General features: G+C 69.7%; 36 protein-coding genes. 27 read left to right on the forward strand and 9 right to left on the reverse strand.

Annotated features, from left to right (window positions below; genetic code table 11):
- Positions 1 to 329 precede the first annotated feature (329 nt).
- The 14 genes from AC6EUL_RS07665 to AC6EUL_RS07730 all read left to right on the forward strand — a co-directional run bounded on the left by AC6EUL_RS07665 (position 330) and on the right by AC6EUL_RS07730 (position 8,166).
- Entirely contained in the window at positions 330 to 2,327 is a 1,998-nt protein-coding gene (locus tag AC6EUL_RS07665) for a hypothetical protein (RefSeq protein ID WP_181017417.1), read from the forward strand.
- A gap of 312 nt (positions 2,328 to 2,639) precedes the next feature.
- On the forward strand, positions 2,640 to 2,975 hold the full coding sequence (locus AC6EUL_RS07670; protein ID WP_499869706.1) for a hypothetical protein: 336 nt from the start codon (positions 2,640 to 2,642) through the stop codon (positions 2,973 to 2,975).
- The gene (locus tag AC6EUL_RS07675; protein WP_103711668.1) at positions 2,972 to 3,238 is read left to right on the forward strand and encodes a hypothetical protein; all 267 of its coding nucleotides are present in this window, start codon (positions 2,972 to 2,974) and stop codon (positions 3,236 to 3,238) included. Before AC6EUL_RS07670 ends, AC6EUL_RS07675 begins: the two co-directional genes overlap by 4 nt.
- Positions 3,235 to 3,684: a hypothetical protein gene (locus AC6EUL_RS07680; RefSeq protein ID WP_103711667.1), complete on the forward strand. Its 450-nt coding sequence runs from the start codon at positions 3,235 to 3,237 to the stop codon at positions 3,682 to 3,684. Before AC6EUL_RS07675 ends, AC6EUL_RS07680 begins: the two co-directional genes overlap by 4 nt.
- The gene (locus AC6EUL_RS07685) at positions 3,681 to 4,010 is read left to right on the forward strand and encodes a hypothetical protein (protein WP_103711666.1); all 330 of its coding nucleotides are present in this window, start codon (positions 3,681 to 3,683) and stop codon (positions 4,008 to 4,010) included. The genes AC6EUL_RS07680 and AC6EUL_RS07685 overlap by 4 nt, the downstream gene beginning before the upstream one ends.
- A gap of 230 nt (positions 4,011 to 4,240) precedes the next feature.
- Positions 4,241 to 4,744, forward strand: coding sequence for a lysozyme (locus AC6EUL_RS07690; protein WP_437178551.1), 504 nt, complete (start codon positions 4,241 to 4,243; stop codon positions 4,742 to 4,744).
- Between the two features lie 262 nt (positions 4,745 to 5,006).
- Positions 5,007 to 5,144 carry a hypothetical protein gene (locus AC6EUL_RS07695; protein WP_181017416.1) on the forward strand — a complete coding sequence of 46 codons (138 nt, stop codon included), beginning with the start codon at positions 5,007 to 5,009 and terminating at the stop codon, positions 5,142 to 5,144.
- Positions 5,145 to 5,146: 2 nt separating this feature from the next.
- Positions 5,147 to 5,386 carry a hypothetical protein gene (locus AC6EUL_RS07700; protein ID WP_103711665.1) on the forward strand — a complete coding sequence of 80 codons (240 nt, stop codon included), beginning with the start codon at positions 5,147 to 5,149 and terminating at the stop codon, positions 5,384 to 5,386.
- Positions 5,383 to 5,763 (forward strand): hypothetical protein, encoded by a 381-nt coding sequence (locus AC6EUL_RS07705; RefSeq protein WP_103711664.1) that lies wholly within the window; start codon positions 5,383 to 5,385, stop codon positions 5,761 to 5,763. Before AC6EUL_RS07700 ends, AC6EUL_RS07705 begins: the two co-directional genes overlap by 4 nt.
- Positions 5,760 to 5,996 carry a hypothetical protein gene (locus AC6EUL_RS07710; protein WP_103711663.1) on the forward strand — a complete coding sequence of 79 codons (237 nt, stop codon included), beginning with the start codon at positions 5,760 to 5,762 and terminating at the stop codon, positions 5,994 to 5,996. The genes AC6EUL_RS07705 and AC6EUL_RS07710 overlap by 4 nt, the downstream gene beginning before the upstream one ends.
- Before the next feature lie 228 nt (positions 5,997 to 6,224).
- Positions 6,225 to 6,395 (forward strand): hypothetical protein, encoded by a 171-nt coding sequence (locus AC6EUL_RS07715; protein WP_181017415.1) that lies wholly within the window; start codon positions 6,225 to 6,227, stop codon positions 6,393 to 6,395.
- Positions 6,382 to 6,600: a hypothetical protein gene (locus tag AC6EUL_RS07720; protein ID WP_103711662.1), complete on the forward strand. Its 219-nt coding sequence runs from the start codon at positions 6,382 to 6,384 to the stop codon at positions 6,598 to 6,600. The genes AC6EUL_RS07715 and AC6EUL_RS07720 overlap by 14 nt, the downstream gene beginning before the upstream one ends.
- 197 nt (positions 6,601 to 6,797) lie before the next feature.
- On the forward strand, positions 6,798 to 7,646 hold the full coding sequence (locus AC6EUL_RS07725) for a Rha family transcriptional regulator (RefSeq protein ID WP_103711661.1): 849 nt from the start codon (positions 6,798 to 6,800) through the stop codon (positions 7,644 to 7,646).
- 100 nt (positions 7,647 to 7,746) lie between these two features.
- Complete coding sequence (locus AC6EUL_RS07730) at positions 7,747 to 8,166, forward strand: hypothetical protein (RefSeq protein ID WP_103711660.1); 420 nt, start codon at positions 7,747 to 7,749, stop codon at positions 8,164 to 8,166.
- On the opposite strand, the gene AC6EUL_RS07735 is transcribed toward AC6EUL_RS07730, so the two are convergent.
- Positions 8,152 to 8,610 (reverse strand): hypothetical protein, encoded by a 459-nt coding sequence (locus AC6EUL_RS07735; RefSeq protein ID WP_103711659.1) that lies wholly within the window; start codon positions 8,608 to 8,610, stop codon positions 8,152 to 8,154. The genes AC6EUL_RS07730 and AC6EUL_RS07735 overlap by 15 nt on opposite strands.
- Positions 8,607 to 9,119 carry a hypothetical protein gene (locus tag AC6EUL_RS07740; protein ID WP_103711658.1) on the reverse strand — a complete coding sequence of 171 codons (513 nt, stop codon included), beginning with the start codon at positions 9,117 to 9,119 and terminating at the stop codon, positions 8,607 to 8,609. The genes AC6EUL_RS07735 and AC6EUL_RS07740 overlap by 4 nt, the downstream gene beginning before the upstream one ends.
- Before the next feature lie 208 nt (positions 9,120 to 9,327).
- On the opposite strand from AC6EUL_RS07740, the gene AC6EUL_RS07745 reads away from it, so the two are divergent.
- From AC6EUL_RS07745 to AC6EUL_RS07765, 5 genes are all read left to right on the forward strand, one after another.
- Positions 9,328 to 9,627, forward strand: a complete 300-nt coding sequence (locus AC6EUL_RS07745) for a hypothetical protein (RefSeq protein ID WP_103711657.1) — start codon at positions 9,328 to 9,330, stop codon at positions 9,625 to 9,627.
- A 111-nt stretch (positions 9,628 to 9,738) separates the two neighbouring features.
- Positions 9,739 to 10,065, forward strand: coding sequence for a hypothetical protein (locus tag AC6EUL_RS07750; RefSeq protein ID WP_103711656.1), 327 nt, complete (start codon positions 9,739 to 9,741; stop codon positions 10,063 to 10,065).
- 13 nt (positions 10,066 to 10,078) lie between these two features.
- Positions 10,079 to 10,279: a hypothetical protein gene (locus AC6EUL_RS07755; protein ID WP_146056448.1), complete on the forward strand. Its 201-nt coding sequence runs from the start codon at positions 10,079 to 10,081 to the stop codon at positions 10,277 to 10,279.
- A 73-nt stretch (positions 10,280 to 10,352) separates the two neighbouring features.
- Complete coding sequence (locus AC6EUL_RS07760) at positions 10,353 to 10,634, forward strand: hypothetical protein (RefSeq protein ID WP_103711655.1); 282 nt, start codon at positions 10,353 to 10,355, stop codon at positions 10,632 to 10,634.
- 4 nt (positions 10,635 to 10,638) lie between these two features.
- A complete protein-coding gene (locus AC6EUL_RS07765) occupies positions 10,639 to 11,286 on the forward strand; it encodes a hypothetical protein (protein WP_499869715.1) in 648 nt (215 codons plus the stop codon).
- On the opposite strand, the gene AC6EUL_RS07770 is transcribed toward AC6EUL_RS07765, so the two are convergent.
- From AC6EUL_RS07770 to AC6EUL_RS07785, 4 genes are all read right to left on the reverse strand, one after another.
- The gene (locus AC6EUL_RS07770) at positions 11,283 to 11,477 is read right to left on the reverse strand and encodes a hypothetical protein (protein WP_103711653.1); all 195 of its coding nucleotides are present in this window, start codon (positions 11,475 to 11,477) and stop codon (positions 11,283 to 11,285) included. The two genes, AC6EUL_RS07765 and AC6EUL_RS07770, sit on opposite strands and share 4 nt — an antisense overlap.
- 864 nt (positions 11,478 to 12,341) lie before the next feature.
- Complete coding sequence (locus tag AC6EUL_RS07775) at positions 12,342 to 12,596, reverse strand: hypothetical protein (RefSeq protein WP_103711651.1); 255 nt, start codon at positions 12,594 to 12,596, stop codon at positions 12,342 to 12,344.
- Complete coding sequence (locus tag AC6EUL_RS07780; RefSeq protein WP_245436457.1) at positions 12,593 to 12,934, reverse strand: hypothetical protein; 342 nt, start codon at positions 12,932 to 12,934, stop codon at positions 12,593 to 12,595. The genes AC6EUL_RS07775 and AC6EUL_RS07780 overlap by 4 nt, the downstream gene beginning before the upstream one ends.
- A 200-nt stretch (positions 12,935 to 13,134) precedes the next feature.
- Positions 13,135 to 13,974, reverse strand: a complete 840-nt coding sequence (locus tag AC6EUL_RS07785; RefSeq protein ID WP_103711649.1) for a hypothetical protein — start codon at positions 13,972 to 13,974, stop codon at positions 13,135 to 13,137.
- A 302-nt stretch (positions 13,975 to 14,276) separates the two neighbouring features.
- On the opposite strand from AC6EUL_RS07785, the gene AC6EUL_RS07790 reads away from it, so the two are divergent.
- Genes AC6EUL_RS07790 through AC6EUL_RS07810 form a run of 5 tightly spaced genes read left to right on the forward strand, consistent with a single transcriptional unit; the run spans position 14,277 to position 15,736 of the window.
- Complete coding sequence (locus tag AC6EUL_RS07790) at positions 14,277 to 14,693, forward strand: hypothetical protein (RefSeq protein ID WP_103711648.1); 417 nt, start codon at positions 14,277 to 14,279, stop codon at positions 14,691 to 14,693.
- Positions 14,690 to 14,962, forward strand: a complete 273-nt coding sequence (locus AC6EUL_RS07795) for a hypothetical protein (RefSeq protein ID WP_103711647.1) — start codon at positions 14,690 to 14,692, stop codon at positions 14,960 to 14,962. Before AC6EUL_RS07790 ends, AC6EUL_RS07795 begins: the two co-directional genes overlap by 4 nt.
- Before the next feature lie 14 nt (positions 14,963 to 14,976).
- Positions 14,977 to 15,276 carry a hypothetical protein gene (locus AC6EUL_RS07800; RefSeq protein ID WP_146056446.1) on the forward strand — a complete coding sequence of 100 codons (300 nt, stop codon included), beginning with the start codon at positions 14,977 to 14,979 and terminating at the stop codon, positions 15,274 to 15,276.
- An 8-nt stretch (positions 15,277 to 15,284) separates the two neighbouring features.
- Positions 15,285 to 15,494, forward strand: coding sequence for a hypothetical protein (locus AC6EUL_RS07805; protein WP_103711645.1), 210 nt, complete (start codon positions 15,285 to 15,287; stop codon positions 15,492 to 15,494).
- Complete coding sequence (locus tag AC6EUL_RS07810; RefSeq protein WP_103711644.1) at positions 15,491 to 15,736, forward strand: hypothetical protein; 246 nt, start codon at positions 15,491 to 15,493, stop codon at positions 15,734 to 15,736. Before AC6EUL_RS07805 ends, AC6EUL_RS07810 begins: the two co-directional genes overlap by 4 nt.
- On the opposite strand, the gene AC6EUL_RS07815 is transcribed toward AC6EUL_RS07810, so the two are convergent.
- Together AC6EUL_RS07815 and AC6EUL_RS07820 are read right to left on the reverse strand one after the other, a co-directional pair.
- Positions 15,720 to 16,091: a hypothetical protein gene (locus AC6EUL_RS07815; protein ID WP_146056445.1), complete on the reverse strand. Its 372-nt coding sequence runs from the start codon at positions 16,089 to 16,091 to the stop codon at positions 15,720 to 15,722. The two genes, AC6EUL_RS07810 and AC6EUL_RS07815, sit on opposite strands and share 17 nt — an antisense overlap.
- A gap of 76 nt (positions 16,092 to 16,167) precedes the next feature.
- Complete coding sequence (locus AC6EUL_RS07820) at positions 16,168 to 17,022, reverse strand: ArdC family protein (RefSeq protein ID WP_103711642.1); 855 nt, start codon at positions 17,020 to 17,022, stop codon at positions 16,168 to 16,170.
- Positions 17,023 to 17,335: 313 nt separating this feature from the next.
- Between AC6EUL_RS07820 and AC6EUL_RS07825 the strand changes: the two genes are divergently transcribed.
- Positions 17,336 to 17,674, forward strand: coding sequence for a hypothetical protein (locus AC6EUL_RS07825; protein WP_103711641.1), 339 nt, complete (start codon positions 17,336 to 17,338; stop codon positions 17,672 to 17,674).
- A gap of 6 nt (positions 17,675 to 17,680) precedes the next feature.
- On the opposite strand, the gene AC6EUL_RS07830 is transcribed toward AC6EUL_RS07825, so the two are convergent.
- Entirely contained in the window at positions 17,681 to 17,932 is a 252-nt protein-coding gene (locus AC6EUL_RS07830) for a hypothetical protein (RefSeq protein WP_103711640.1), read from the reverse strand.
- A gap of 263 nt (positions 17,933 to 18,195) precedes the next feature.
- On the opposite strand from AC6EUL_RS07830, the gene AC6EUL_RS07835 reads away from it, so the two are divergent.
- Together AC6EUL_RS07835 and AC6EUL_RS07840 are read left to right on the forward strand one after the other, a co-directional pair.
- Complete coding sequence (locus tag AC6EUL_RS07835; protein WP_055958948.1) at positions 18,196 to 18,834, forward strand: 2,3-bisphosphoglycerate-dependent phosphoglycerate mutase; 639 nt, start codon at positions 18,196 to 18,198, stop codon at positions 18,832 to 18,834.
- A gap of 181 nt (positions 18,835 to 19,015) precedes the next feature.
- Positions 19,016 to 20,077: a YeiH family protein gene (locus AC6EUL_RS07840; protein ID WP_055958946.1), complete on the forward strand. Its 1,062-nt coding sequence runs from the start codon at positions 19,016 to 19,018 to the stop codon at positions 20,075 to 20,077.
- Positions 20,078 to 20,317 lie beyond the last annotated feature (240 nt).

A 20,317-nucleotide genomic window follows, 5' to 3' on the forward strand; every position in this document is an offset into this window, starting at 1 on the left:
GGCGGCCAAGTGCGAGGTTGCCTAATATTCATGCAGTTCGTTATATCGAACGGATTTTCTGGGATGGGCCGCTGGGGAGGCTCGGGACGCTATTCCGGATGCCGAATAGGTATTTGCCGTCGTCATCGACGAACGAACCGACAGGCCCCCTGGCGATGGCTGTCCATTGTTGAGTGCATCCCATCACCTAGGTCTGTCTCCTGGGGCGAAGAGGCCTTTCCGGGGCCCGTCAAAGCTTAGGTCTGGCAGATTTCCGGAGTCGGTGGGATCATTCCTGGGTCGCGTCGGGTCGTGCTGCCCCGCTGCGACGTCACTGGACCGTCGCCGCCTTGTTCCACTTCCCTACCATCGCTCCCGCACGCCTCGATCCGTTCGCACCGATGCTGCGTCCAGAGGCCGAGCTCGTTGCCATGCGCGGCGAGTACCAGACCCGAGTCAACGCCTCCCCCCGCGCAGCCCACGCCCGCGTGCTCCACCCCGACCTGCCCGGCGTCAAGGGTAAGGTCAGCCTCATGCGGGTGTCCCAGGGCAGCGACGGTGAGCATCGGTGGGAGACGCGTGTCGTCACCGTCTCCGAGCTCGCCACCTCGGACGCCCTGCTTTGGGCGACGCATCTTTCGATGCAGAGGTTCCATGGCGCCCGGGGTTCGACCTCGCTCGTCCAGTTGCAGTCACTGATCGCGGACTGCGACTGCCACGACCAGGCCGAGTTCCGTGGGCTCGACCCGGAGGAGATGGCAGGCATCCTGATCGAGCGCCTGCGCGCCGCCGGGAAGCCGCTTCCCAGCTACATCTTGTTCAGCGGACGAGGCCTGCATCTCGTGTGGCTTCATCAGCCGCTCATGGCGGCAAAGGGGGTCACCGGACGGCATCGGGCGGTCCAGCGGTGGATGCTCGGTCCCGCCGGCGGCAAGGCGGCTGAGGTCGTACGGACATCCGGCGGAACCCGTCGGCAGGACCCCGAGGTCGTGGCCCACGAGGAGCAGATGGCGGCGGTCTGGCGCGGGACCGGCCTCGACCGCGCCGCGACGGACACGGCCCGCGTCCTGCGCCTGGCCGGGAGCTACAATGGCAAGAGCGGCAAGGTCGCCCGGCTGGTCTGGCCGGCGAGTTGGGCGGACGTCGAGCGGCACGACTTCGAGGATCTCGCCTCGGCGTTCCTCCCCTTCACCCGCGATGAGATGGCCGCCCTCCAGGCCGAGCGCCAGGCGGAGTACGAGATCCGCGAGGCCGGTCGCCAGGCCCGCCGCGCCGAGGCCGAGGCCGCCGGCCTTCCCGTCGACGAGGATCGGCAGCCGACCCGCCGGATTTCCGGCGGATACTGGCCGGGCATCGTCCAGGCCCTCGACGCCGTGCGCATCATGTGGGGCGGGACCCCGGATGTCGGGAAGCGAGACCTGTGGGCGTTCCTGAGCGCCTGCGCCCTCGCCCAGGCCGAGGGCGGGACCGCCGCCTCGTGGGCGGAGCGTCTGGCCGGTCCCGCGGGCCTGCCCGAGGGCGAGCTCCGGACCAGCCTCGGCGCCCTGGAGCGGGTTCTGCGGCGCCATGAGAACGGCGAGACCCGTGACCACGAGGGTGTCGAGCGTCCGGTCATGTACGAATACTCCAAGTCGAAGATGCTGAGCCTGCTCGGCCTGTCCGACGTCTCCGATGACGTCCTGCGCGCAGCCGGTGCCGGGGCCCTTCTCCTGGGTGGCGTGGTGCGGTCGGAGAGGCAGCGTTCGGCGGATCGCCGGGCCGAGGCCGGCGCCACGCCCCTCGCCGTCACGGTATCCGCCAGACTCGCCGACGGTCGCGAGGCCCTCGCCCTGCAGGCGGCCGGCAGGTCCATGCGCGAGATCGTCCAGGCGTTCGTCGGGCGCCGGGGCGAGACAAGCCTGCGCCGGGCCATGGCCGAGGCCGCCGAGGTTCCCGCCGAGACCGTGGCCGAGACCGTGACGGAGGCCGCCGTCGAAACCGCTTGCGAGACCTCGGAGGACGGGTCCGTCTCCTCTCCTCACGGTTCGACCACTTCTATAGTGGCAGTGCCGGGGCCCTTGCCCCCCTCGGGCGAACCGACCGCCTCGGACCCCCCCCTCGACGCCATTCCGGCCCGTCCCGCTGCCATCTCGATCCTGTCCCAGACCCTCGATCCCCAGGGAAGCCCGAGAATGGCATCCGGGACAGGGATGGACGCGGGTAGCGGACCTCGCAGCGGAGGTGCCGTGGCGGCCTTCCCTGGGCTCCGTTCCGCCCCGCGCGCCTCGTCCATCCCGGTCCCGCTACCCGACTTCCTGGCCCGTCTCCTGGATGCCGGAACCTCCACCGTCGCCCTCGTATCCGCTTGAAACGCCAGGGATAACGGGAGTATAATCGCCCTCGCCGACAGGTCCTAGATGCAGCACATCTCAGGGGAGCCCCGCCCGACCGAAAGGTTTGGCGGGGCTTCGTCGTTCTGGTTCCCTCGATCAGGGACCATCGGGCCAATGACCTGCCGCCCGGTCCCTATCCGAATAGGGCCCGCTGCCTGACGCTCTCCCTGCCACCAGGGACCGTCACCGTGTCATTGAACTACCGCTCACTGTTCATCTACCTGCCCCGCGTCCGCCGCATCTGGGCCGCGTGACGCCATGGAGCAACGCCGCAATCCTACCGGCATCTTGGCTCGCGTCACCGACCACGCCGTCCGCCGGTATGCCGAGCGCGCCCTGGGCGTGACCGTCGCGGGCGACGACGACGGGGCGGCCATGACGGCGCTGCGGACGCGCTCCGTCAACGTCGGCCGCATCCGCCGGCACCTCGCCATCCTCGGCGGCCTGGGGGTCGCCAACGCGGCCGGGGCCGTCGTCGCCGAGGGGCTCAAGCTGGTCCTCGTGGACGGGGCCGTCGTCACCGTCCTCGCGACGAAGGTGCGCGTCGACATGGCGCCGGCCGGTCCCTCCTCGCCCGTCCCGCGCCGCCAGCGGACGTGCCTCGACGCGGAGTACGCGCCATGACCAACCAGCCCTTCCCCTTCGATGCCTGCAAGGATCTCCCGGCCTGCAGGGCCGGCATGGCGCCCCTGATCGCCCCGGGGATGACATGGAGCGAGGTCCACTGCGGCCGGTGCGGCAAGACCGGCATCGTCGTGCATGCCGACCATGTGCCCGTCCCGGCGCCCGAGCCCGCCCCCGAGGTCGAGGCGCCTTCCGAGCCCGAGACCGAGTCTGTGGCCGAGGCCGAGGCACCCCGGGCTTCCGGCAAGGGGAGCGGTCGATGACCCGGTACGGCTTGCCTTTCCAGGGGCACCACGAGCGGCGCGAGGCCGAGTGGGTCGGCGCCCTCGTCCTCTTCGGCGTCGCGGTCGCCCTGCTGCTGCCGGGCGCCACGTTCTTGCGTCCGACGTTCGACGCCTGGTCCGCCATCGCCCCCGAGGGCACCTGGGGCGCCACGCTCCTCGGCGTCGCCCTTATCCGGATGATCGGCCTCTGGGTGAACGGGTCGAAGCGCCACTCACCCTCGCTCCAGTTCGTCACCGCCACCGTCGGCGCCTGCGTCTGGTCCGGGATGGCATTCCTCCTGGCCCGTGACGGGTACCCCGGCTGGAACACGGGCTGCGGAGCCTACGGCATCCTCGCCCTCGTCGACACCTACTGCGCGCTCCGGGCCATCTGGGACCAGGGCCGCAACGACGCGCGCGCGCATCATTTCGAGGGCTGCCCGTGACTGAGTGGCTCACCACGTTCATCGGCCTGCCGGCCAACGCCCTCAAGGCCATCGGGACCATCGCCGTAGGCGGCCTCCTCGCGGGCGGAACGTACGTCGTCAGCCGCATCAAGGAGGCGCGCCGGCCGGTCGATCAGGTTCCCGGCCTTCCGCGCATCGCCCTCGACCCGGTCGACCGGGACCTCGGCTTCAGCCTGATCCGGACCGGCACCGACCTGACCCGGGCGCTCCACGACCACGGCGAGATCCTGCGCGCGGCATTCCCGCTCCCCCCGGCGCCTCCCCCGGCGCCGACCCGAACCCGCATCCGGAGGTCCTCGCCGTGAGGAAGCCCAAGCTCGTCTCCAACGCCAAGACCGTTGCCAAGCGGTCCTGGTCCTTCCGGCTCAACGCCGTCAGGGCCGTCCTCGGGGCGGTGGAGCTCGGCATGTCCGTATTCTCGGCAAGCCCCCCCGATCACGCCGGCGGTATTCGCGACCGTCTACGCCGCCGTCAACCTCGGCGGCATGGCCGCCCGGCTGGTCGCCCAGACCTGCCTCTCCGGAGAGGACGCCTGATGTTCGCCTGGCTCAACCGCAAGCCGGCCATCGCCGGCGCGTCCGCGATCCCGGACGTCCGCGCCGACGTCCGCAAGCCCGGACGCGGACCGTCCCGCACGAAGCGGAACGCCACCCTCGGCGCCGCCTGCATCAGCGTGGTCGGCACCTTCGAGGGCCTGCGCCAGACGGCCTATCCCGATCCGGCCACGCGCGGGAAGCCTTGGACCGTCTGCTACGGCGAGACGGCCGGGGTGAAGCCGGGCGACAGCTACTCGGTGGCCGAGTGCAAGGCGATGCTGGCGACGTCGCTGGAGAAGTACGCCGTGGCCGTCGAGGGGTGCGTCACGTCCGCGATCACGGACGGCGCGTACGCCGCCTACGTGAGCCTCGCCTACAACATCGGCACGAACGGGTTCTGCAAGAGCTCGGTCGCCCGCCTCGCGAACGCCGGCCAGCCTCGCGCCGCCTGCGACGCCATCCTCCGCTTCAACCGCGCCGGCGGCGTCGTCTCCCCGGCCTGACCCGCCGGCGCGAAGCCGAGCGCGCCCTCTGCCTGAAGGGGATCTGATCATGTCGACGTTCGCAATTGTCCTGCTCGCCGCCCTCGCCCTAATGGCATAGCTTGCCCTCCTCGAAGCCGCGAAGGAGGCGCTCGCCATCCGGGCGAAGGCCGCGGCCTGCCCGTGCCGGGACATCCACTCCCTGACGCTGACCCCGGGTTCGACCTTCGAGCTCCCGGCCGGGACGGTGCTCTCGTCGGGGACCGATGCCGACCGCAGGGGCGTGTCCATCACCGAAGTGCCGATCCAGGTCTCAGGCAATCCGAACTTCACCTACATGTTCTCCACCGAGGGCACCGTTGAGGTCAGGAAGGCATTCGCGGATGTCGCCTCCAGCCTGAACCCGAAGAAGGGGCACTGACCGTGTCCCAGACTCCCGCCACCGTCCGAGAGACCCTGACCGAGGAGCGCGTCCGCTTCATCCTCGGCGGCGACGGGACGCTGGGCGAGCCCTGGCCGACCGGGCGCACAATCCGGCTCCGGACCGTCGAGATCGCTGGCCGGCTGCCCGAGGTCCTCTCCATCGAGATCCAGGACGTCCCGGGCGGTGACTGGGCGCGCCAGGCCGTCCCGGTCGCGTCCGAATCGGGCGTTGTCCGATGATCGGCCTCGCGCTCGCCCTGGTGTGGACGGTCCCCGGCATCGCGGCGCTTGTCTCCATGGGGGCGGCCGCCCTGGCGTTCGCCTACCTGCCGCGCCTGGCGGTGCCCCTCATCTGCCTCGCGGTCATCCTCTACGGCGTCGCCTTCGTGTCCCGAATTCGGGACGAGATCGACACCGCCCGCCGGGACCTGGCGACGGCGAAGGCCACCGTCGAGACGCAGAAGCTCTCCATCGCCGCGCTGGAGCGGACCTCGGCCGCCGCGGCGACGCGGGCCAAGGCCAACGCGGCCGCCCGTGTCCGGATCGGGAACGCTCCGGCCTCGGACGACGGGCCCGTGGCACCGGTCCTCGGGCAGACGCTGCAGAGGTTCCGATGACCCGCCTCGTCCTCCTCGTGTTGATCGCCGCCTCGCTCTCCGGATGCCATGCCGGGAAGCCGAACATGTCCGGCTTCCCGGACTCGTTGCTCACATGCTCGGGCGCGCCCCGTTGGAAGGGCGGCACCCAGCGCGACGTCGCCGGGTTCGTCGAGGATCTAGGCGACGCCCACGCCGACTGCGCCGGCAAGCTCGGCGAGGTCAGGGGCATCGTCCGCGGGGGGAAGCGATGACGGTCCCCGCCGCCCCGGCGCCCCTCGTCGGTTCCGACGTCCACCGGGCCCTGAGGGGCGAACCCGTCCCCGGGGCCGTCCCGCCCCAGGCCGTCGCCGCCGCCGTCCGTGGCGCCGCGTCCCGCCATCCCCGGAGGCACCTGTGAGCGTGACCGTGGCATTCGTCGTGGGCATGCTGATCGGGCTGTGCCTGGCCGACCCGCCCCGTCGGCCGCCGTGGAGAGCGGCATGACCCCGGCCGCCCTCGCAGTCGTCGAGGCCGCCCGCGAGCTCGTCCGAACCCGGCGCTGGTTCCTTGACCTCCCGCCGGACCGGCCCCTGCCTGCCCGCCTGGAGGACACCCTCGACCGGGCCGTGCGTGCCCTCGACGCCGAGGAGGCCGACCGTGCCCGAGGCTGACCCCTGCCGCCGGGCCCTGACTCCCGTCGAGGAGGCCAACCTGTTCGCCGGGGACGCGCTGCGGGCCGCGCACGCCGTAATGTCCGGGAAACCGGACACTCGCGAGGGGACCGCCTACCTCGCCGTTTACGTGATCCTCGCCGCGGCCGCCCTCGGGCAGGGATGCGTTCCCGACCCGGCGGAAGGGGACGCGCACGGCGCGTAGCCTTGGAGGTACTCAGATTGTGAGGAGGGGCGGTTGAGGCGACACCCTTGGCGTCAATCCCCGCCGCCGATTTTTCGGCGAATTCCCTATTCGTTGGTAAACGAATCGGTACTTTGGGGTGTGACCCGCTGAAGGGTTGGCCACCGGCGAGTGCGGGAAACACCCGACGGCGGCCTAACGTCAGACCGGAGCACACCGTGTCCAACGCCGTCACGAGAGTTAACACGAGCCAGCCCCCCCGTCCCGTGGTCGCCATCATCGACGGCACGGCGAGGGCGGACACCCACGACATCGCGGCCTACTTCTCCAAGGCCCACAAGTCGGTACTGGTCGCGGTTCGCACCGCCCTGGCCCGCAGCCCCGAAATGCTTGGGCACGAAATCGTGCCGACGTTCGAGGCGGTCGCAACGGGCAACGGCGCCAAGCGGGACGTCATGTCCTACCGTCTCGACCGGGACGCATTCGCCCTCGTCGTCTTCGGGTTCACCGGCGAGCGGGCGCACCAGTGGAAGCGCGACTACATCGCCGCATTCAACGCCATGGAGAAGGAGCTCAGCCGCCGCTCCGCCTCGGCGCCGGTGCAGATCGACGTCCGGGACATCGGTCAGATGCAGACCATCGCCCTGCAGCTGCTCCAGTTGACCCAGGAGCGGGCGGCCGAGCTCGTAGTCGCCAAGGGCGAGATCGAGGCGGCCAAGCCGATGATCGACGCCTACCTCGCCTTCCTCGACGACGACGGCCTCTGCCACCTCTCGACGGCGGCTCGCGTGATCGGGGCGCCGGAGAAGCTCTTCTTCGCCTGGCTCCGCGACAAGCGGTACTGCTTCGACGCCGACGGATTCTTACAGCCCCGGGCGGACCTCAGGAAAGACGGGCACCTCAAGGTCAAGCTGAAGCCCAACGGCTACCATGGCACGAGCCCCCAGACGATGGTGACCCGGAGCGGGCTGGCTTGGCTCCGCCAGCGGTGGGCCATCGGTCCCGGTAAGACCATCGCCCTCCAGGCCGCCGTCGCCGCCAAGCAGGGCTCGTTCCCCGGCCTCTGAGGCCGTGCAAGTAAAGCGAACCTAATTCTCCCCCGCTTCCGATAGGCCGGCCCGCCCCCAGCGCGGCCGGCCCCGTGCCCCTCGATCCAGGAGGCCCGCCGTGGCCGAAGTCACCACCGACACCGACACCGACCTCATCCCCGCCCAGTCCCAGCCGTCCGGCGGGAATGGCGGCCCCGTCCTCGATGAGGCGCCTTCCTACGCCGCCCTTGCCCGCATCGGCCGGGCGATCCACGGCCAACATTGGGAAGGCAAGATCGCCGACCGCATCGGCGAGAACCCGCGTAAACTTTCACGCTGGCGCATCGGCGAGGGCGCGCCCAGCGCCGGGACGATGGCGTGGGCGAGGGAGATGGCGCTGCGCACGGCGGCCGACGTCCTGGCCGCGGCCGGCGAGCAGGATCTCGCCGACGGCGTCCGCGCCCGCCATCAGGCGATCCGCCACCGGGCCGCCGAGCAAGGCAAGGTGGCATTCGCGGCCGCAATGGCCGCCCGGGGCGCGGCCTCAGTCCCCGGTTGAGATCTGCCCCAGGCCCGAGGCGCAGCGGGCGTCCGTGAACTCGGACGTGAGGTCGAGGGCGTCGGACCCCGGTTCCTGGCCGATCAGGAAGGACAGCCTCGTCCCGTCCGGGAAGGCGGCCGCCCCGCCGATGGCCGGCATCCGCCCCCGCCCAGCGGTTCCCCTTGCGACGTGGCGCGACGTCTCCCGTCCCGTCCGGGCGTCGTGCTCCCCGCAGGCCACCGTCACCGTCCAGCCGGCATGCCCGTCCGGGACGGCGTCGACGTAGGTGTAACGCGTCCGACCCGGCCCCGCGGGAGTCTGTACGGCATAGTAGAAGCGGTCCCCGGCGCGGGGCCACTGGTCGCCCGTCGAGTAGGGAGGCGGGGCGGATCTCGGACCTGTCTGGGCTGATGCCGCTGAGAAGACCGCCAGCGCGGCCGCGAGGATGACGACCCGTCTCATGCTGCCAGGACCTCCGCCCGTGCCTGGGCCGCCTCGGCCGCCCGGGCACGCTCGGCGCCGGCCTTCGTCCTGTGTTGCTCGCCCCGCCAGTACCACCGGCTGAAAAACCAGCCGCGGATCTCGACGGGCGTCCTCAGGACCTCCGCCTCCGCCCGAACCGCATACTCCTCCCGCGTCAGGGCGCGTTCGCACAGGGGCACGCCCTCCCGCCGGGCCTTCTCGTCATGTGCCTCGTAGTAGACCCGCCGGATGCCGACCTCGGCCGTCCCGTCTCTGAAGATGCGCCCCGTCTCGGCGACGAGGGGATGCCCGGGGCAGGCCTTCTCCAGCGCCGCGACGAGCGCATGGACCTGGGCCGTCCGGCCGCGCAACGCGGCGTTCCCGATGCAGATCTGCCGGTTGCACTCCTCGATGGTCCCGGTCGCTTGAGCCTTGATCAGCCGGACGTCCCGGGCGTAGCCCATGGCCATCCCCATCGACTCGTAGTCGAGCCCCCGTCCCTGCAGCATGTCGGCCTCCTCGCGCGCGTTCTAAATACCCCGCATCCTAACTCGGACCGCCTGAACGCGAACCCCACGCCGGCCTCGACGCACCGACTTTCTTCGAGGCATGGTAATTAAATCGATCCCACTCTCTTGCACCGGATTGGGGCTGAAATTATGTTCTGATCGTTCCCGTCCGCATATCATTTGATTCCCACCATTAGAGGCACCCGACATGGCCACTAAGACTTTCATCCCCGCCGCGGACGAGTACCTCACCAGGGCCGAGGCCATCGCCCAGATCCGCCAGATGGACATCACGTGCGCTCCGCTCGGCATGGACCAGTACCGGCTCGACTATCGCAGCAACGATCCCCGCCGTGTCCTCGGTGACGAGGGGACCGCATACTTCGCGGACAGCATTCGCGAGGCCTACGACGTCGCCCTGTTCATGCGCGACCGCCCGCTTATCATCGACGCCGGCGTGCACATCGCCATGCATCGCGAGGCCCTTGCCGCGCACGTCAAGCGCTGAGCGGAACGCCGGGGCCACGCGCCTCGGCCCTCCTCCGGACGCCCCGAGGGACGTCTCGATGAGGGCCGCCACACCCGCCCGATCCCTGCGGGCACTACCAGGACCACCGCCATGTCCGCCAAGACCTACAACGTCGCCGCCCTGCGCGAGAACCTGATCGCCAACCTCGGCGAACTGGAGATGCTGACCCCCGGCCTGCCGTTCGACGCCGCGGAACTGTCTAAGGCCACCAAGGCCTGCATCAAGGCGCTCGCCGATGGCTCCGATCTGCACCTGGGCGACGCGGCCCACTGCATCGAGCTTCTGTCCCGCTACCGGGGCACCTGCGAGGTGCTGGCGGCGAGCGAGGACGGTACCCGATACGGCAGCGCGGCGACCGTCGCCAACGGCGCCATGGTCAACGCCTACCCCCTCGTCGACGCCCGTCGAGCCGCCTGATCAGGAGCCCGCGGTGCCCATCGTCTACCGCCGCTCCACCCCGCCTGCTCAGCAGCCTCTTCCCGAGGGCGCCATTCTAGTGCCCCTCGACGACCCATCCGTCACTGAGAACGGCGCGCTCCTCAACCGCGAGCGCGCCCTCGTGCAGCTACGCCGCGCCAGACTCCAGATCGGCCTCGCAACACCGAAGGGATCGACCGATGTCCTCAACTAGAGAACAGCAAGCGCGCCGGTGGCTCGTGTCCTACGTGGGGCCGCGCGCATACGGCGAGAGGTGGATCGCCCCCTTGGCGGCGGCCCTGTCACAGGCCACGGGCCGCTCGGTCCGAGGGCCTCAGATATCGCACTGGATCGCCGAGATCCGCCCGGTCCCTGAATGGGTCGAGGCCGCCCTGCTGACTGTCCTCAATGCGCGTATCTCGGAGCTCCTCGCCAATGCCGGCGAGCTTCGGAAGGTCGCCAACGGCCTCGAAAGGCGGGCCGCTGCGCGCATCGCGGCGGATGCCGAGCTCGTGCCGGATGCGGAGCCTGAGCCCGAGGAAAACAACGCCCCCTCGATGGGGATGTGACGCCGTGATCATCCCCAGGTGGCTCCCCATTCCCAAGCGCAAGCGCCTTCCGCCGCTCTTCGGACCGCCTCGCGAGCGCAAAGTCGACCCCCGGCAGGTCGACCTGGTCGCGTACTTGGAGGCGCATCCGCCGGCCGCGGCGCCCCCACCGGCCGGACTGAGGGCGCTCCGGCCGTCCCTCAATATCGATGACGTGCCGGAGCATGAGATCCCCCAGCGTCCGGCACCTCGGACGTCGGGCGCCCGATGGCGGCCGAAGATGCCCGTCATCGCGCAGATCGTGCTGCTCGCCAAAGTGACCTTCGGCCAGAACTGGATCGTACGCGCCGCTGACGCCTTGGGTGTTTCCGAGCGCACTCTCCTGCGGTGGCGTGCGCTCGGGAACCCGGAGTACAAGCCTCGGCCGTCGCCGGACCATCTCGAATACATGCGCGACGCCGCCGAAGCGCATGAGTCCGAGATGTCGGACGCCCTGCGGATCGCGGGGCGCCTGCCACCGGCGAAGGAGCCCCTAAAGGCGCCCAACGCCCCACATGTCCGTCGTGGCCAGGCCATTGCCGAGGCGCTTGCGCTCCATATCAAGGAGCGCCAGGCGGCGCTGATCGAACGCTCGAAGGCGACGCGCAAGGGCCCGCAAGTCGACGAGCCCTAGGCCCTGGAGACGACGGATCGCAGGCAGCGGATCTCCTCGCCCTGCATTTCGACCGCCGTCGTCAGGGATTGCAGGGCCTCGATCAGATCCTCCAGACCCGGCCCCTCCGGCTCCCCCGACGGAGCCAAAGCCGACAGGATCGCCTGCAGCAGTCGCTCCTGCGCGGACAGCCTTTCCATGATCTCGTCCATCGGCCTGTTCTCCTGCCTGCGTGAGGGACACGTCTTCGAGGCGCGCCCGGACGGCGGCCGCCGGAACTCTTTGGCCGTCGGCAGCCTTGCTCGCCGCTCCGATCAGCCGGGTGAGCAAGCGCGCCTGGCCAGCCTCGTCGAAGACGACAGGCCCGGATCTCCCGGCATGGAGCCGGAGGCCCCGCTCGCGCAGCGCGTCCCGGAGGCCTTCGCCATCCTCCGATGCGTGCCAGGCGGAAAGGGCGGCCGCCCGGACAGACGCCAGCGCGATGCCGGTGCGCTCCTCAATGAGGCGCTCCTGCGGGCTGAGGGGCGCCACAGGGCGCTCGATGTCGAGCATTCCGGCGGCCTCAAGCCAGTCGGCGACGTCGGCGCGTCCCTCCTCGCGGAGGGCCCGGGCGATTGCGCGGGCATGCTTGGAGGGAACGGGCGCCAGCCCGTACTCGTACTCGACGATTCGAGAGACCTTCTCCCTCCTCGCGTAGTCCCATGCCAGGTCGACGACGCCCCCGTCCCGGCGGACGAGGCCGTACACGCGGTGTTCGTGCTCCCTTCCGTATTTGACATGGACGGCCCCGCAATAGGGCTGCGACGCGAGGCGGAATTCCCTCTCGAAGAGAGCCCACCACCTCCGGCGCGCGCCCGCGTTGTCCGAGATTTCGATCTCGGGGTCCACGTGCGCGTGATAGATCGGCTGGTCGGTGCGGCCCCCCAAGCTTAAAGCGACGAGCTCTCTGATCTGGCCGATCAAGTCGGGCGAACCAAGGCCCCGCGGGGCGAGGAAGATGACCTCGTCGTTCTCGGCCTTGAGCAGGTGCTTGGCGAGGGCGTCTCCGAGCCCCTTGCCGCGCATGGCGCCGCTGATCACGCGCGCCTCCCGAAGAGGCTGTCGATGGCCCGACCGATCTCGCGTCCGGTGTTCAGGACGGCGACGGCGATGGACGCGCCCTGAAAAGCCGCACGAGTTGCCTGTGAGTCGCCAGGGAGCTCGAATGACGGGCGACCGTATCCGGCGGCTGCAAGGGCGGCCGCGAGACGCCGGGCCTCGCGACGGCGGACGTGAGCCGGAAGGCGACCGCCATGGCGAAGCTCCCGGTCCAGCGTGTTGCGCACGCTCATGGCGCCCTCCGCTCGAAGCCGATCACGACCGGAACGAGGACCTGCCGCGCCCGCTCCAAGGCCTCGACGGCCTCGGAGGTTCTCCCGGCTTGCGCCGACAGCGTGGCCTCGCCGATCTCGCGGATGACCCCTGCCAGGGCCGCCTGGTCCTCCGGTGCGACCCGGACGCGCCGGCCTGAGGCTGCATCCTCGGGGCTCTCGACGCCGAGGGCATCGAGGGCGACTTGCCGGAGCCATGCGCTGTCCGAGGAACCGGACGCCGTGGCCGCCTCGGCGACGCGGGCTCTCAGGTCTGGCGTCAGGCGGATGCCCAACACCTGCCCAAGGGCGGTCCGCACCGTCGGCGTCGGAGGAAGCCGCCTTGCCGGAGGCCTCTTGGCTGAGGGGTCCACGGGGCGGAGCCACTGGGAAGCCACCGCCGGGACGGGGGTGCTGGGGGCACACTGTTGTGCACCCATGGCTGGCTCAACTCTACTTTCCGTCTGACTGCACAACGTGTCGTGCGCAACGTCGATAGTGGTCATGGCGGAATACTTCTTCACTTGGGGCCAGCGGGGACGGACGGGGCTTCCTCCGCCTTTGCGACCTCGGCCGAGGGGAGGCGAACCACGTTCGCGCCTCCTTTCCCGGTGGCGCCCCCCGCACTCTCCGACCGCCTCTTGAGCAGGGCGGCGGCGGCGGCGGCCTTCCGGGCGATGACGGCTTCGACTTCGGCGGGGATGCGCAACGCGTCCGGCGGGGCGATCCCAGCCTCCTGAGCCTCGGCACGCTGGCGGTCTCGGGCAATAGCGGTCGATTCCCAGAGTTCGACGTCATCCAGCATCGCCCGTCTCAGGCGGACGCGGTAAACGGCGTCGTTCTGGTGTTCGAGCGCCGGGCTGATGCTTGGGAGGGGCTGCCGCTCCCGGAGGCACAGTGCGACGTACGAATGGAGATCTGGCCCGAGGGCGAGCTCGACTTCGGCGCGGGTGACGCCGGGCAGGCCGACATCGGACGGTGCGCAACAGGCCTCGTGCTGCAAGTAGCGCACGGCGCGACCCGCGGGGATCTTGCGGACCAGGCCAGTCGTCCTGACGCCCATCTGATGCGCCGTCTCGCGTGCCGCCCCGGGCTGCACAACGAGCCGGGTAGCCTGCGCAACGGGCTGCACAACGGGCTGCGCAACGCGGGGAGACGGGGTGCGGTGGATCGCATGCCTCCGTCCGCCGGGACCGGGACCAGTCGCTGTCGCACTGGTCACCTTGGGGGCTGGCAGAACGGCATGACGGCGCCCGGTCGGGCCGGGGCCGACACGGGCGGGATGGGACGTCGCCGGCGCGAAGCCGAAGAGCGCGAGGAGGGAGACGAGCAGGCTCTGGAACACGGTGTCGATCTCCATGGCGAGCGGGGGGTCGTTGCGCCGCCATTAGGATGAAAGCACTCGGCCTTCCCGCTCGCCTGGTCGCAGCGTCCTAAATCGACCGCACCGCCTGATTCATTTCGCCACAGCCAAGCTTGCCCCTCTCGAAACGCGTGCTGACGTCGTGCGCACAGGTGCTGACATCCTCGCGGGACGCGCTCAACGCCCTGTCGGGGATCACGAAATCCTCGATTATCAATGCACGGAAGGGCCGCGGCCCTGGTGGCTCGCGTCTCCGGGCGGGACGATCTCCAGGTGTTCAACAGGGGATCGATTCGGTCATGGATTACCGGCTTACGGACTGGGAGCAGTTGAAGGATCAGGACGCCGTCGTCCGGCACTTGGTGCATTCGGACGACGAGGACATGGATGAGGTCATCGCGACCTTCGCCCAGTCCGACCTCGGGGCGAGGATCGCCGACGCGGCGCTGGCGCTGGCCAACGGCGACGTCGCCCTGACGGACCGCATCCCGGCGGACGAGCGCACCATCGATCTCATCGTCAACGGGCAGCCCTTCCAAGTTTCCTGGAGATATGCCGACGACGTCGGCGCCGTCACGGCCCGCGCGTTGAGGATGGCAAAGTACCGGGCCTACCTGCCCTGGGAGGCGAAGGACGAGCATGGTGTCGTCCTCGCCGCGACGGACGGACCGGCCCGCATCCGACACATAGCTCTCAGGGCGGGGACGGCATCATGAAGGCGGAGGATCGGCTAGCCGACCTGCGCTCGATGACCGACCTCCAGGTGGTCGAGGCAGCTTTCGAGGCAAACCAGGTCAGAAACTCCTGGCCTCCGGCGCCGGCCCTGCAGGTGCTACGCGATGCCGGTTTTGCCAGGGGCGCCGACCTGGAGGCGATCTACCAGGCCGGGTTCGACGCGGCCCCGGTCGAGGGGATCTTCCGAACCGACGTCGACCCGGACCGGATGCGGGCCAACATCGCGAGTCTGGTTGGAGGCGCGTCATGAAGGCGGAGGCGGGCATGATCGAACGCCCCTACAACCCGATCCTGGACGGGGATGTCTACCTGCCGCCCTTGTTCCGCGACCTCTACCCGGGCGTATCGGAAGGTCCCGGCATCCGGATCTACACCGAGACGCGCTTCCGCCTCACGCCGTCCCGACAGGCGATGATCGTCCCCGCGGTAACGCTCCAGCCCATGCCGGTTGAACTCTTCGCGCGGTTCGTCGAACTCGCCAAGCGCCCCCCGGGGCTGTCCCGCCGGGCGCGCCGTCGGCACCGGGGAGAGCGTGCATCGATCCTGAAGGAGCTTGCCCGATGAGGGGGAGGATGACGCTCGAAGCCATCCGAGCCGCGAACAAGCTGAGGATGCTGGCCCGTCTCGAAGCGCTCCGCACCGGCGCGAAGGTGGATCAGACACCCCTGCTGCGGGTGCCCGCGAAGACCGTTCGGCACGCTCCGGGCCCGAACCGGCGCAGGGTCCCGACGGGATCGGAGGCCCACTGCTTTCACCTGCGCGACCGCCTGAACCCAGCATGAGGCGCCGGGGCGAGGATACCTCCGAGGCCGGCCTCGCCCTGGGCAAGGCCGCGTCTCAGAGCCGGGCGGCCCGTCGGAACCTGGCGGCCGCCCTCGATCTGGCGGACGATGCGCGGGCCCGGGCGGCCATCGAGGCCATGATGTCGGACGTCGAGCGCGTCGCCAGGCGGGCAGACTCGATGCGGCTGCGCCTGATCGCCAAAGCGGCGTCCGCGATCACGGACGTCAGGGACGGGGCGTAGGCGGCGGGTTCCTGATCGACCCGCCGTCCTCGGGGTGGACGCACGGGACGTCGCCCCGCCAGAAATGGCAGTGCCTCGCCAAGTTGTCGAGCATGGCCACGCACCAGTCGCGCGTCGTGCAGTTCGTCCGCGTTCCCGCGGCGACGTCCCGGCACCGCTGCTCCACGACCATGGACGAACGCCGCCCGATCGCCTTCCGACAGATGGGCCGGGCCTTCAGCGGCGAGTGCGCCTGGGCGTAGGCGCGCGCCTTCCCGTAGGCCGCCAGATATTCGGCGGTCGTGTGTTGGACGGGGTACTCGGGCGCGGCCGCGGCCGGCGTCGCGAGGAGGATGAGGATGATGGCGCTGCGCATGGCGGTCTCCAATTGATGATCGGTACCAGGTCTTCGCGGGGCGCGAATCGGGCGCCCCGCGGATTTCGGGAGACGGCTAGGCCGCCTCCGCCATCTCGGCCTGGAGGGAGGTCAGGAACCCCGCCGCCCGGGAGGCCGCGCTCGCCGCGGTGAAGATCGCCTTCGGGTCGCTCCGGAGAAGCTTGAGCCAGGATGCCAGGTAGCTGGCGTGGGTCGGGTGCGGCTCGGCCTCCAGGCCCATCTCGGCCAGCAGGAACGCGCTTCCGAGTTCGGCGATGAGTTCCTCGGCGGCGTAGGCCTGCGTCTTAAACCTTCCGGTCAGGTCCCGGTCGAGGCGGCCCTTGGCCCCGGACCAGTGGACGAGCTCGTGGGCGGCGGTGCTCGCGTACCCCTGCGAGGTGGCGAACCGTTCCCGGCGGGGGAGGACGATCCGGTCCTCGGAGGGCTGGTAGAAGGCGGCGTCCCCGCCGTGCGTGATCCGTGCGCCGGTGCGCTGGACGAACCCGTCGAACACGTCCGGGATGGTCCACTCGCTCGCCGGGTGGGGCTCTCCGGCCTCGGGCGCGCCCTCCACCTGGGAGGCGTTGAAGGCGTAGCTGGCCCGGGCCACGAACCGCTTCCGGTCCTCGCCGTCGGCGGCCTCGTACTCCTTGAAGAAGACCACCAGGGTGCTGCGCTCGCCTCGCTTCACCTGGGTCCCGAGCTCCGCCCATTGCTTGTAGGTGGCCCAGCGGTCGTCCGAATAACCGGCGGCCTGCGCGCCGACCCAGAGGCTGAGGGTGTTGATCCCGCGGTAGGCCTTCCCGGTCAGGGCGTTGCGGGGGAGGCCTCCGCCGGTGCGGTGCCAGGGGCAGGTCCACTGTCCGGCCTCGCCGGCCTCCATGGTCGCGATAATCTTGTCGGTGACTGCGTGGTGGACGTCGAAGGCCATGGTGCTCTCCCGTTGGCCGCCCAGCGCGGCCTCGTGGGGAGGCCTGGAGACGGCCGGGAGCGACCCGCACCGAAGGCGGGAACGGAGTGGACGACGGCGTAGCCGTTGCGGGGAATAGCGACGGCCCGTCGTATGACCCCCCAATCGAGAGGCCGTGCGGAGCCGACAGGGGGAGGTCCTGGCCCGTCCCGTCGCATTCGAGCGGTCCTGCTCATCGGTCGGTGACCACGCCGGCGGGTCGAGCTTGGCCGTTCGCCTCTCGGTAATCCCCGCCCGGCATCCTGCCCCAATCATCAGAATGGGAGGAGCCACCATGATCCGGATCGACGACAAGCTCACCGCCGCGGAGACCAAGGAATACATAGACCGCGCCAACGCCAGCATGGACAAGGCCATGGCGGCCAAGGCCGATCCGACGAAGTGGCTGAAGTCCGCATTCTCGGACGCGGACATGACGTACGCGGTCTGGCCGGATTCGCGGGCCAAGTTCCAGGTCGGCGTCGCCGTCGTGAACGGGAAGGCGGTGCTCGCTCAATCCCGGGACACGGGGCGGACGATTGACGCCAGGTCGACGTACGTCCGGTGCACGTCCCAAGCCGAGGCTCAGGCCATGTGCGAGGTCCACGGCGACGACAAGCGGGCCGCGGCCTGATCGAACTCAGGCGTCCGGGATCTCGGGCGCCTGCGCTGACGTGCGGTACATGCCGGTGCCTGGGAACCGCTCCTGCAGCGCGACGGGATTGGACTGGCGGATGCGGCGGTCCACGTCGACGAATGCCCGGATCGCCCTGATCTCGGCCTCCAGGGCGTTCAGTTGCCGGTTCGCTCCGGTGTACGGCACCGTGACGTCGGCGGTCCATCTCCGCATCTGAAGGAGCAAGGCCTTACGGGCCTCGTCGATGCCGGGCATCTCCAGCGCGTCTAGTGGTCCTAATCTGACGCTTGGTACCCACCTGCGAAGTCCGCAACGGGTCGGTAGCCGAATGACCGCGTTGGGTGGCAAGCAGCTTGGCTGCTTTCAGTCGCAAGACGTTCTAAAGCGGACCAAGGATGAATCACCGTCTCCGGACGGTCGGTCCAACTCATCTCAGGGTCGAATTTTGTTAAAGCCGGATGCCGACTTCATCAGAGGCGATGCCACCGGCGCGAAAGTGCTCTGCCTCGGGAGACAGCGTGATTCACGATTGCAAAGCCCCGGTCACGCGACGTCTCGTGCTGGTCCGGCATGGCCAGAGCGTAGCCAACCGATCCGGCCTGTTCACGGGATTGCTGGACTCGCCCTTGACCGAGCAGGGCCGGATGGAAGCCGAGGCAGCCGGCCGGCGTTTGGCCGAGCGCCGCTGGCGCTTTTCTGTTGCCTTCACCTCGACGCTGACGCGGGCCGTCGTGAGCGGCCGGCTTATCCTCGATGCGCTCGGGCAACCCGGATTAATCCCCCAACGCTTCGCCGCGCTCGACGAGCGAGACTACGGCGACCTCAGCGGGCTCGACAAGACCACCGCCGATGCGCGCTGGGGGGCGGTGCGGATTGAGACCTGGCGCCGCTCCTACGCTGATGCGCCGCCGAATGGTGAGAGCCTGCGCGACACTGTCGCGCGCATCGTGCCCTGCTACCTCCGATCCATCCTACCGGCGGTCATGGGCGGGGACGTGCTGGTCGTCGCCCACGGTAATTGCCTGCGGGCGCTTGTGATGGCGCTCGAAGACCTCAACCCGGCGGAGGTCGAGCACCTCGAACTCGCAACGGGCTCCGTCAGGATCTATGAGTTTGCCGCGGACACGACGATCAAGGCACGCTGGATTGACGGGTGAATGCGCTTGTCGGCCCCCAGAATGGATCTCCGCAAGCCGCGAAGGGGCCCCTTTTCATCTATTCCGTTGATGGGAAACATCTGATCATTCCGTTGGAGTGAATGAAAGGGACATGGGATTCTCTGGCATCACATCGGAGCCATCCATGTCCATGCCCAGACTTTTCTCCCACCCTCGATCGATGGGCGCCTTGGCCGGCACGAAAGCCATCCTTCCGGGACTGGGCCTCTGCGTGGCGGTCACCGCCGCAGCGGTCGGCTTCGAGGCCGTCGAGGCGCATCTGTTCGGTCGCGCATGGCTCGAAGCCCTGGTGCTGGCGATCCTGCTCGGCAGCGCGATCCGCACGGCCTGGACCCCGTCGCAACGTTTCTTTCCCGGCATCGCCTTCGGGGCCAAGACCGTACTGGAGATCGCGGTTGTTCTTCTCGGGGCCTCGCTCAGCCTCGCGACGATCTTGGCGGCCGGTCCGGGTCTGCTCTTCGGCATCGCGGGCGTCGTCACGGTGGCGATCCTGTCGAGTTACGGCATCGGTCGGGCGCTCGGGCTGCACCCGCGCATGGCGATCCTCGTCGCCTGCGGTAACTCGATCTGCGGCAACTCGGCCATCGCCGCCACGGCGCCGGTGATTGGTGCCGACGGCGAGGACGTCGCCGCCTCCATCGCCTTCACCGCGGTTCTAGGCGTGCTGGTGGTGCTCGGGCTGCCGCTACTGGTGCCCCTGCTCGGTCTCTCGCCGATGCAGTACGGGGTGCTCGCCGGCCTCACCGTCTACGCTGTTCCACAGGTTCTCGCCGCCACCGCGCCGGTCGCGGCACTCAGCGTCCAGGTCGGAACCCTGGTGAAGCTCGTCCGGGTGCTGATGCTCGGCCCGGTCGTCCTGGTGCTCTCGCTCGGCGCGAGCCGGCTGGGCGAGAAGACCGACGAGGCCGCCCCCGGCGTCACAGCCGGCGACCGCCCGGCCCGCGCCAGCCTCGCGATCCACCGCCTGGTGCCGTGGTTCATCCTCGCATTCCTCGCGCTCGCGGGACTTCGCTCGGCCGGGCTGATCCCGCAGGTCGCGCTCGCGCCGATGTCGGAGACCGCCAACGTGCTGACCGTGGTCTCGATGGCGGCGCTCGGCCTCGGGGTCGACGTGCGCAGCGTCGCCAAGGCCGGGGCGCGGGTGACGCTGGCGGTAGTCGCCTCGCTCCTCGCGCTCGGCGCCGTCAGCCTCGGCCTGATCCACGTGCTGGGCCTTGTCTGATCCGGGTGTGGATCCGGCTCCACCACCGATCCAGGTTTTCATCCGGCGCGATGCCCCGAAGAAATCCGGATTAAGCGGGAGATTGAAAATTCTCGAATCATCGCACCGGGAGATCGTTCGCATCGCGAAAGACCGTTGGAGGGAATAAATCGCTTTCCGTAGCATCTCCCTTGTCGCGAGGAATCGCCACGAGGCCCGATGCGCTCGAACGCATCGACGCCGACATTCTTCAAGGGGAGA

It is taken from the genome of Methylobacterium sp. 001424705 (genome assembly GCF_059816145.1).

Coding starts and splice junctions, on each gene's coding strand:
- AC6EUL_RS07825 (WP_103711641.1), top strand. CDS start 17,336: ATGATCCGGATCGACGACAAGCTCACCGCCGCGGAGACCAAGGAATAC.
- AC6EUL_RS07675 (WP_103711668.1), top strand. CDS start 2,972: ATGACCAACCAGCCCTTCCCCTTCGATGCCTGCAAGGATCTCCCGGCC.
- AC6EUL_RS07680 (WP_103711667.1), top strand. CDS start 3,235: ATGACCCGGTACGGCTTGCCTTTCCAGGGGCACCACGAGCGGCGCGAG.
- AC6EUL_RS07790 (WP_103711648.1), top strand. CDS start 14,277: ATGGATTACCGGCTTACGGACTGGGAGCAGTTGAAGGATCAGGACGCC.
- AC6EUL_RS07775 (WP_103711651.1), bottom strand. CDS start 12,596: ATGAGCGTGCGCAACACGCTGGACCGGGAGCTTCGCCATGGCGGTCGC.
- AC6EUL_RS07800 (WP_146056446.1), top strand. CDS start 14,977: ATGATCGAACGCCCCTACAACCCGATCCTGGACGGGGATGTCTACCTG.
- AC6EUL_RS07705 (WP_103711664.1), top strand. CDS start 5,383: ATGATCGGCCTCGCGCTCGCCCTGGTGTGGACGGTCCCCGGCATCGCG.
- AC6EUL_RS07805 (WP_103711645.1), top strand. CDS start 15,285: ATGACGCTCGAAGCCATCCGAGCCGCGAACAAGCTGAGGATGCTGGCC.
- AC6EUL_RS07840 (WP_055958946.1), top strand. CDS start 19,016: ATGGGCGCCTTGGCCGGCACGAAAGCCATCCTTCCGGGACTGGGCCTC.
- AC6EUL_RS07770 (WP_103711653.1), bottom strand. CDS start 11,477: ATGGACGAGATCATGGAAAGGCTGTCCGCGCAGGAGCGACTGCTGCAG.
- AC6EUL_RS07830 (WP_103711640.1), bottom strand. CDS start 17,932: ATGCCCGGCATCGACGAGGCCCGTAAGGCCTTGCTCCTTCAGATGCGG.
- AC6EUL_RS07785 (WP_103711649.1), bottom strand. CDS start 13,974: ATGGAGATCGACACCGTGTTCCAGAGCCTGCTCGTCTCCCTCCTCGCG.
- AC6EUL_RS07815 (WP_146056445.1), bottom strand. CDS start 16,091: ATGCGCAGCGCCATCATCCTCATCCTCCTCGCGACGCCGGCCGCGGCC.
- AC6EUL_RS07690 (WP_437178551.1), top strand. CDS start 4,241: ATGTTCGCCTGGCTCAACCGCAAGCCGGCCATCGCCGGCGCGTCCGCG.
- AC6EUL_RS07740 (WP_103711658.1), bottom strand. CDS start 9,119: ATGCTGCAGGGACGGGGGCTCGACTACGAGTCGATGGGGATGGCCATG.
- AC6EUL_RS07750 (WP_103711656.1), top strand. CDS start 9,739: ATGTCCGCCAAGACCTACAACGTCGCCGCCCTGCGCGAGAACCTGATC.
- AC6EUL_RS07795 (WP_103711647.1), top strand. CDS start 14,690: ATGAAGGCGGAGGATCGGCTAGCCGACCTGCGCTCGATGACCGACCTC.
- AC6EUL_RS07810 (WP_103711644.1), top strand. CDS start 15,491: ATGAGGCGCCGGGGCGAGGATACCTCCGAGGCCGGCCTCGCCCTGGGC.
- AC6EUL_RS07745 (WP_103711657.1), top strand. CDS start 9,328: ATGGCCACTAAGACTTTCATCCCCGCCGCGGACGAGTACCTCACCAGG.
- AC6EUL_RS07735 (WP_103711659.1), bottom strand. CDS start 8,610: ATGAGACGGGTCGTCATCCTCGCGGCCGCGCTGGCGGTCTTCTCAGCG.
- AC6EUL_RS07715 (WP_181017415.1), top strand. CDS start 6,225: ATGACCCCGGCCGCCCTCGCAGTCGTCGAGGCCGCCCGCGAGCTCGTC.
- AC6EUL_RS07820 (WP_103711642.1), bottom strand. CDS start 17,022: ATGGCCTTCGACGTCCACCACGCAGTCACCGACAAGATTATCGCGACC.
- AC6EUL_RS07710 (WP_103711663.1), top strand. CDS start 5,760: ATGACCCGCCTCGTCCTCCTCGTGTTGATCGCCGCCTCGCTCTCCGGA.